Annotated in this window: 9 protein-coding genes and 1 riboswitch; of the genes, 3 read left to right on the plus strand and 6 right to left on the minus strand. The window is 59.2% G+C overall.

Annotated elements, in window-relative coordinates; translation table 11 throughout:
* The 5 genes from ACH2EH_RS24010 to ACH2EH_RS24030 all read right to left on the minus strand — a co-directional run.
* The coding region (locus ACH2EH_RS24010; RefSeq protein WP_395145787.1) for a glycosyltransferase at positions 1-627 on the minus strand (627 nt) is incomplete at its 3' end.
* A 17-nt stretch (positions 628-644) separates the two neighbouring features.
* Positions 645-1,127, minus strand: a complete 483-nt coding sequence (locus tag ACH2EH_RS24015) for a regulatory protein RecX (RefSeq protein WP_395145789.1) — start codon at positions 1,125-1,127, stop codon at positions 645-647.
* Between the two features lie 20 nt (positions 1,128-1,147).
* A complete protein-coding gene (locus ACH2EH_RS24020) occupies positions 1,148-1,696 on the minus strand; it encodes a GNAT family N-acetyltransferase (protein WP_395145791.1) in 549 nt (182 codons plus the stop codon).
* 60 nt (positions 1,697-1,756) lie between these two features.
* On the minus strand, positions 1,757-2,398 hold the full coding sequence (locus ACH2EH_RS24025) for a thiamine diphosphokinase (protein ID WP_395145793.1): 642 nt from the start codon (positions 2,396-2,398) through the stop codon (positions 1,757-1,759).
* 2 nt (positions 2,399-2,400) lie between these two features.
* Entirely contained in the window at positions 2,401-3,084 is a 684-nt protein-coding gene (locus tag ACH2EH_RS24030) for a type II secretion system protein (RefSeq protein WP_395145794.1), read from the minus strand.
* Between the two features lie 54 nt (positions 3,085-3,138).
* Positions 3,139-3,244: riboswitch (TPP riboswitch) on the minus strand.
* A gap of 44 nt (positions 3,245-3,288) precedes the next feature.
* On the opposite strand from ACH2EH_RS24030, the gene ACH2EH_RS24035 reads away from it, so the two are divergent.
* Positions 3,289-4,920 (plus strand): glycosyltransferase family 39 protein, encoded by a 1,632-nt coding sequence (locus tag ACH2EH_RS24035; RefSeq protein ID WP_395145796.1) that lies wholly within the window; start codon positions 3,289-3,291, stop codon positions 4,918-4,920.
* Positions 4,921-4,928: 8 nt separating this feature from the next.
* The gene (locus tag ACH2EH_RS24040) at positions 4,929-5,540 is read left to right on the plus strand and encodes a haloacid dehalogenase (RefSeq protein ID WP_395145798.1); all 612 of its coding nucleotides are present in this window, start codon (positions 4,929-4,931) and stop codon (positions 5,538-5,540) included.
* Between the two features lie 34 nt (positions 5,541-5,574).
* Here the strand turns inward: ACH2EH_RS24040 and ACH2EH_RS24045 are convergent, their stop codons facing one another.
* A complete protein-coding gene (locus tag ACH2EH_RS24045; protein WP_395145799.1) occupies positions 5,575-6,417 on the minus strand; it encodes an alpha/beta hydrolase in 843 nt (280 codons plus the stop codon).
* On the opposite strand from ACH2EH_RS24045, the gene ACH2EH_RS24050 reads away from it, so the two are divergent.
* The coding region (locus ACH2EH_RS24050; RefSeq protein WP_395145801.1) for a DUF2723 domain-containing protein at positions 6,416-8,030 on the plus strand (1,615 nt) is incomplete at its 3' end. The two genes, ACH2EH_RS24045 and ACH2EH_RS24050, sit on opposite strands and share 2 nt — an antisense overlap.

Consider the following 8,030-nt stretch of genomic DNA (forward strand, 5'->3'; position numbering starts at 1 on the left):
GGTAAGTGCTTCACTAAGTGCTTCCCTCGCCGGACCGTCGCCTGCCAGATAGAGTGCCATGTCCAGCTCTTTCACCGCCGTAACCAGTACATCTAACCCTTTTTCTGGGGAGAGCCGCGCGATAGATAAAACAATTTTTTTCTCCTGTGGCCAGCCCAGAAGCGCCCGTGCCTCAGACTTCGTAGGCAAATCAGCAAATTTCTCAGGGTCAATGCCGTTATGAATTACCTGGCAGTGAACCGGCGCGGTGCGGGCCACGGCATCAGAGACGGCAATCACGGCGCTGGCTTGGCGCAATAAGGCCGTCGCCGGGGTCTTCGGCACAAGGTTATGGAGCGTGATGACAAGCGGCAACCGAGCGACTCTGGCGGCGAGAATATAGAGCGGCAGGCGCTTGAGACCGTGGCCATGAAGCACCTGTGCTCCCACGGAGCGTGCCCAGCGCCCTGCTGACCAGCCCCCGAGAAGCTGTGATTTAAGGCCCTCACCCTCGGGCAAGGGAAAATCACCGGCCAGTGCGGTCAGCTCGCGCGGCGGCGCGGCCAGAAATGTCTCAGTCTCGGGATCCATAAGCAGCGAACGGACTTGCTGGAGCATTCCTCCCTGTGCAGGGCGCAACAGATGCACGACTCGGAATTTCTCACTCACTCGTCGGCCTCGACAGCGTCCAGATCGTCTTCAACGATGCCCTGATAGAGCTGGCGCAGAACGGGGCGAATCGCATCCCAGCCAAAGCCACGCCTCTGTAAAAACGAGGACAGCTTCGCCTGCGCCTCGCGGCTCCGGTCTTTGGGCGGGTCGCCCACACGCTTGATTGCCGCCGACAGACAGGCGCTTTTCTCGTCGTCGTCGCTGCGCCCTTCGAGCGCCTCTGTAGAATCCAACCCCTTGCGATTGAGCTCCTGACGCAGGAGATACTTCCCCCGTGTCTTACCTCGGGAAGCTACCCATCGCTCCGCCATCGCGGTGTCATCTAAGTAGCCCCAGCCGCGCAGCTTCTCCAAAGCGACAAGAACTGTCTCCTCATCCGCTCCTTTTTTGGTCAGCCTATCGCCGATCTCTTTTTCGCTACGCGGCTGCTGCGTCAGTACCCAGACAGCATAGTTGGTGGCCTCTGATTCCGTCATGCCACTATTCTACGGCGCTCTTAGTCTTGCTGCGCGGCGAGCCAGTCGCCTCTGAGAACCTCACCCAGCCAGGCATCGTGCCACTGACCAAACCGCCAGAGATCATGGCGCGCAATGCCGACGGTTTTATACCCAGACTTCTCGAGAGCACGGCGGCTGGCAATATTTGCGCCAAAGACATGGGTCTTAAGCTTTTCCAGGCCCAGTGTCCCGAAGGCGAACGCGGTTCTGAGCGCCACGACCTCGCTGCCGTAGCCCTTCCCCCACTCGTCCTTCACACCAATAAGATTTCCGGTAATCGCGCTCCGGTTCTGCCAGTTAATCCCGTGAATTCCTGTAGTGCCAATGAGTTTCTCGCTCTGGCGTAGCAGCACCGCCCAGACTAAATCCGTATCGTTGCGACCGATCTTCTCGACCCACTCTTTCTCAAACTCCAGGGTAGGCGGGTAGATCAAGCCCAGATAGCGGGTCACTTGGGTGTCGGCGAGCCAAGCGCAGAAATGGGGAGCCATCTCCGCCGTTATGGGCACAAGGCGAATGCGCTCACCTTCGATAATGGGGCCAAACATAGACGTTCCTCTTTCGTTCAGACAGGGTTAAGGGCTCTATCGAACAAACCCCAATACCTGCTAAACGTGATGGAGCATGACAATCAGTTCGCCTGAACCGACACCTACTCTCACAGAATCTTCCGTGATCTGATTAAGGGTGCCGTCGCGCAAACCGGGAGCGAGCCAGTCGTCGGTAAGGGGCCACCGGACACCGATCATCGTAATGCCTTCCACTCTACCAAATGCGAGTAGCGAGAGGGTACGGCCTCGTAGATTGGGCTCAGCACACAGCCACTCCCCTACCACCAGCTCGTAGCGAGCCATCTCGTCCACTAGCACAATCGGGACACGCCGCCCGTGCTTGATCAGCGCCGAGAACACGGAGTAGCTGTGATCTAGTCGCCCACCAGTCGCCCCAAAAACGATGAGCTTTGTCGCGCCTCTGACCGCAATCACATAGGCGAGAGCTTTGTCTAAGTCCGTAAAGTCCTGATCGGGTGTGGGAACAAGCTCTGCGCCTGCCACAACGAGCGCTTCTTGCTCCGCTCTTGTGAGTGAGTCGCCATCGCCGGTGACGAGCTGGGGGGGCAGGCCGTAGCGAAGCAATGTCCGCGCCCCGCCGTCTACCCCAACCAGTAAGTCTGCCCCCTGCGCCGCTTCCCGAAGAAGTGCGATGGCCTCCCCGGAAAACGGCGCGTTGGCGCACAAAACGACGTGCATGCCTAGTAGTTTACCGTCGCCGCAGGATCTTTGAAGAGCATACGCAGCTGCCCCGCGCCTACCAGGAACTTCGCGTGGCCATCGGCGAAGATCGCGCTACCGCCCTGCGCATGCCAGGCTTGATAAAACCCCTGGTAGCCCCAGTAGCCCGCCGTGTCCACTGCGGGATTAAACCAGGGGAACATCTCATCGCGCATTAAAACGCTCTCCGCCGGGCGCGCATAACTCGGATCGCTCACAATACTGGTAGCCCGAGTGGTGGGCGTATTATTGGAGATCGAGAAACCATTGACCACGGAGAAGCAGCGCCGTTCGAAGTAATACGACGAGCCGTAGGCGGCAAAATACGAGGCAGTCCCCGGCACATCCATCCGCTGGAACGGCCCCCCGGAGTCATCAGGACACTTAAATATCTGGAAATTTTTCAAGTACGGCTGAATATCTATCTCAATGCCATAGTGAATGGCCGCCGTTTTCTTGGAGTAGGCATGCCAGATCGGAAAAGTCTCGTCGTAGTCCTGGACATACATCCGCACACCCAGCCCGATCTGCCGGGCATTGGATAGGCACGAGGTCTGTCGAGCTTTCTCCCGTGCCTGGGCAAAGACAGGAAAAAGAATCGCCGCAAGAGTTGCGATGATTGCGATGACGACGAGGAGTTCAATAAGCGTAAAAGCGCGTTTCATAGTGCCACTCCCCAGCATCGGAAAGAGGCGAAACGCGGCACAGAGTCCTGAGGACACACCGGGTTCCCGCTTCCCTACGCCGGTGCTAACCGGATCAGGTTCTTGGGGTCGGCTCAGTGCCCTCTCAGCCCGGTTTATTCGGGCTCCCCCAGCAGGTTTGCACCTTGATAGTACCCCAGTAGTGGTACAATCGCCAGGAATATTATGGACGAAACAGAGCGAGCCGCACTACGCGCGAAGTACGAGGGGCCTGTCTTCTCTCTCCCCCAACCGAGCTGGCTACGCTCCGCGAAGCTAGGCTTACTAGGTGTCTGTATTCTCATCCTGGTCGGCCTTCTCTTCTCGCTCCGTATGCCCCTCCAGCGCAGTGATGACTTCTATAAAGTGATCGGAGCATGGAGCCTCGCGGCAGGGAAAGGCTACTCGGATATCTCGCATCCCGACGCGCCGTTCTTAACCAAGTACCCCCCGATGCACTCGCTGCTGCTGGCTCCATTTATAGGATTCGCGGGGGATTTCCTGCGTCCCCTCCGAATTTTCTCAATGCTTTCCTATATCGCAAGCCTGCCGCTGGTCTACCACTTACTTCTTCTGCGTACAGGTCACCGACGTGCACTGCTCATTATGGTACTCGCAGGACTAAACCCGATTACTCTACGCGTACTGAACTTTGAGGGTAATATCGGAGTGATGGTGCTTCTCAGTGTTGCCACTATCACCCTACTGGAGAGAGTGCAAAACGCCCCCCCTAGCAAGTGGCTAGGGCTAGGACTGGGAGTCTTGCTGGCGGCATTTTTCTATTGCCATCGTATTGGGATTGTGTTTGGGATTGCCAGCATCCTCTACTTGTTCTTTGTGGCCCGGCAGCGACGGCTCGCCATAATCACGGCGCTGATCTTCGGCAGTCTCGCGTTTCCCTGGCTCTGGCGTAGCTACGCTGTGAGCGGTCACTGGGTTAGCCCTGAGTATGAGGCGGAGCTGGCCGGACGCTCCGTTGCGGGGGCGACAGTAAAAATCCCGGGGCCGGTAGCGCTCGCGCAACACATGCTCTCTGAAGCACAGCTCTTCCCCGCCGAGGTAGGCTACAGTCTTTTCCCCTGGTCACGGGCCAGCGGCGGGCAGCCGTGGCCGTTCTTAAAAACACTGGGGCTGGTCTGGGTGGCGAAGCTGTGTGAGTGGATTATCGCTCTGTTCGTCCTAGTGGGTTGGGGACGCTCGCTCCGAGCACGGCGCTTCACGGATCTGTATCTGATCCTACATACCCTGATGATGCTGGCATTTTTCTTTGGATTCCAGTATTTTTCGAGCTTCCTCCCCTGGTTCTATTTCTACCTTGCGGAGGGAGCACAGCAGACTCTAAAACGACGTTTTTCTCAGGTAATGTGGGTATCGTATGGCGCAGTTCTGTTGATACTTCTCGCAAAGGATGCAAAAGCATTCTGGTTACTGCCCCTGTCCAATACGGATCGGGACTTGCGCTGGGCCTGGATTGAAAAGCAGATCCCCTCGCGCGATGCGGTCTACTATCTCGGGCTAGAGAACTACGCGTTCGCACCGCTCCGCTACTTTGATTCAGGGCGACGGATGGCAGTTGGGGTTACGACAGTCGAGCTAGAGAAGCTCATTGATAATCCTGCGCATCCCGCACGCTGGGTCTGCCTGCCCAAGGCGGCACCGCAGAACCTTGCCCTCCAGAAAGCGGGCTGGCGGCCCGTGATCGCGGAGCCAGACAACATCCTGGCGAACGCTAATCAGGCCGACGGAGCAGAGATTAGCATGCCACGACAGATGTTTCTCGATAGTATGGCACCGCCTCAGGTTCTCTGGCGGCGGTAGGAAAAAGTATGCAGAACTTGAACACGATTGTCTCCGCCGCGCGTGACGGGCTTGGGGAGACCTACCAGTCGCGGGAGAAAGCACTCGCTCATGGCCGTGCGCTCACCCGAACCTGTGCGAATGCGATCCGTGCCATGCACCGAGGCGAGCTGAGCGAAGCACGCCTTGCTGTTACAGGAGCGCAAGCTGAGGCGGCGCAGGTAGCTGAGGCGCTCACCGACTACCCGGCGCTCCTCTACGCAGGCTATGTGCAAGACGCCCACAAAGAGCTCGCCGAGGCCGCGTGTCTGCTCGCGCTGATCGAGGGCACGGACTTGCCCACGCCCGAGTCGCTCGGAATCGAAGCCGCCGCCTACCTCAATGGCCTGGCCGAAGCCGCCTCCGAGGGCCGCCGCCACGCGCTCGATGCCCTGCGCAAAGGGGAGCACGCCCGCGCCGAGAGCATGCTCACCGCCATGGACGAGATTCTCTCCGCCCTCGCCACCGTAGATTTCCCGGATGCCGTCACCAGCGGCCTGCGTCGCACCTGCGATGCCCTACGCGCCGTGGTCGAACGCACACGCGGCGATGTCACCATGGCTATGGTGCAGGATCGGCTGATGCGCTCGCTACAACCGTGACCGCCCACGTTCTGTGGGCGGGCTTAATCGGCGTCTACACCAGTCCCCGCGCCTTGAGCCACTCTTCGCATCGCTTGGGCCACGCCGTGGGAATCGGCTTGCCTTTTACGGGGCGCATGCCGTAACCGTGCCCGCCCGACTCCCAGACATGCAGCTCCGCCGGGACACTGACTTTCCGCAGCGCCGTAAAGAGCTGGACACTGCTCTGACACGTCACGCCATCGTCGGCGGCGTGGGCGAAGAAGAACGGGGGTAGCTCTTTACTCATCATTGCCGCGGTCTCAGGCTGGAGCTGAAGATTGTTGTCGCAAAAATAGGCGGGGTAGACCAGCACCGCAAAGTCCGGACGGCACGAGAGCTTATCGGCGTCGTCTTGGTCGTCGTAGAGCGATTTGCCATTTTGGAGCGCGGCCATACCCGCTGTCTTGCCGCCGGCGGAAAAGCCTAGAATCCCCAGCTTGTCGAGCGCGACTCCCCACTTCTGCGCATTAGCACGCACCAATCGCAGAGCGCGCTGGGCGTCCATCGTCGGCCCTTCCCAGTTGGGCTTGAGTGCGCCCGTCGGCACTCGGTATTTTAAGACAAACGCCGCGATGCCTTGCTTGTTGAGCCACTGTGCGATCTCGGTGCCCTCTAAGTCCCAGGCAAGAATATTGTAGCCGCCGCCGGGGCAGATCACGACGCCCGTTTTTGTCCGCTTGCTTGCGGGTGGCAGAAAGACATGCAGCTCGGGCTGGCTGACATTGCCGAGACGAATCACGGTCTTGCCACCGGTCATGCCCTCGCCGGGTTTGGACTTATCGGCCTCGGGGCCCGTGACGAGCGGAGCCGCGCCGGGAAGCTTGCCCGGCCAGAGAGTGAGAGTTTCAGGTTTCATGCGCCCACTGTACCGCTACCTCAAGATAAAAGACAAATCACCCAATATTCTTACCAGGATGATTCGGAAACTCTCGCGCGATAGTCGCAATGCCGCCGCTCTTGGGCTGGTGTTCTTTATGCTCTATAGCGCCACGCTCTGTCCGACGGTTTTTCGCGGCGACTCGGGGGAGATTATCACGGCGATCTGGTCCCGTGGCGTGATTCACCCACCAGGCTATCCTCTCTTCACCCTAATTGGAAAACTCTTTCTCACGCTGGTGCCTTTTGGTGAGCCCGCGTTTCGTATCGGTGTTTTTGTGGCGCTCGCGGGGGCTGGCTCGGTGGCACTGCTCTACCGTGTGAGCCGGGAGCTAGGCACGCCGGTACTCGCCTCACTCGGGGCGGCGGCGTTTTTCGGAGTCAGTCTCACTTTTTGGAGCCAGTGCAACCGAGTGGAGGTCTACAGCTTCCATGTTCTGCTGGTGCTCTTAGCCACCTGGCAGTGCCTGTGCTACCGAGCCACGGGCGAGGAAAAGGCGCTCTATCTTGCCTGCATTGCGCTTGGTCTGGGGCTTGCCCACCACCTCACAATTGTCTTATTGGTTCCCGGCCTGCTGGTTCTCTGCGGCGTGCGGCTCTGGCGTGTGGCGGGGCTGGCGCGTCGCTTGCTCATTGGCATTGCGCTTCTTGCCGTGAGTGGGCTGCCGCTTTATGGCTTGCTCTGGGTCAGACTGGCAGATCCAGATGTTTTTTGGGCACACGTGACAGGCAGTAGCTACCGTTTTTACTTTGCGATGCCCCGTAGCCTTGGCACTCTCCAGCGTCCTTTGAAACTACTAACGGCCATTTTTAGCGAAAATGGCTTCGGGCCACTCAGCGTGCTTGCCGCTTTGGGGGGGCTCGCGCTAGGACGGCGCAACCCCAGCGTGCTTTGCGGGCTATTTTTCATGGCGCTTGCGGTAACGCTCTACTGCTTCTGCTACACCATCGAGGATATTGCTCCCTACTACCTGGTTGTGCTTGCACTCGGAGTGGGGCTAGTGGGGCTTGTGCTCGGTCAAGTGGAGAACGCGCTGGTGAGCCGTGAGCGCTCCTTAGCAGTGCGCCTAGCCGCCTGCTTTGTCCTGCCCCTGCTCGGGCTAGCACTCAACTTTCCTGCCTGCAACCTGCACACTGCCACCGGGATTCGACAGCTCGCCCAGCAGAAACTCAGCGCCTGCGCCCCAGGCTCCGTTCTGCTCTGCCAAGGCGACGAAGACACCTACTCGCTGCGCTACACGCACAACGTGCTCAAACTTCGCCCTGATGTGACCGTGCTTGATACCGAGCAGCTCTCTCTGTTGGACATGACGCAGCTTGCGAAACGCCCGCTGGCCTCAACCTACTTTGGGACATCGGCGCAGAACTTAGCGCAGCTCGGGGAATCACCCGGGCTGGAGTGGCTGCGTGCCAACTATCTGCCGGTTCCCCACGGCGTGATCCTCTCGCTCATCCCCAAAACAACAACTCCCGCCCTCTCAAAAGTTCTCGCAGAGGGTAAGGCGGCCTGGGACATTATTGAGCTTCCCGAGCTCCCCCTTGCTCCCACGGCCACCGAGGTAGATGGCGACTACACCCGGCGGCACTATGTCA

The organism is Armatimonas sp. (genome assembly GCF_043760365.1).
Classification (GTDB): Bacteria; Armatimonadota; Armatimonadia; order Armatimonadales; family Armatimonadaceae; genus Armatimonas.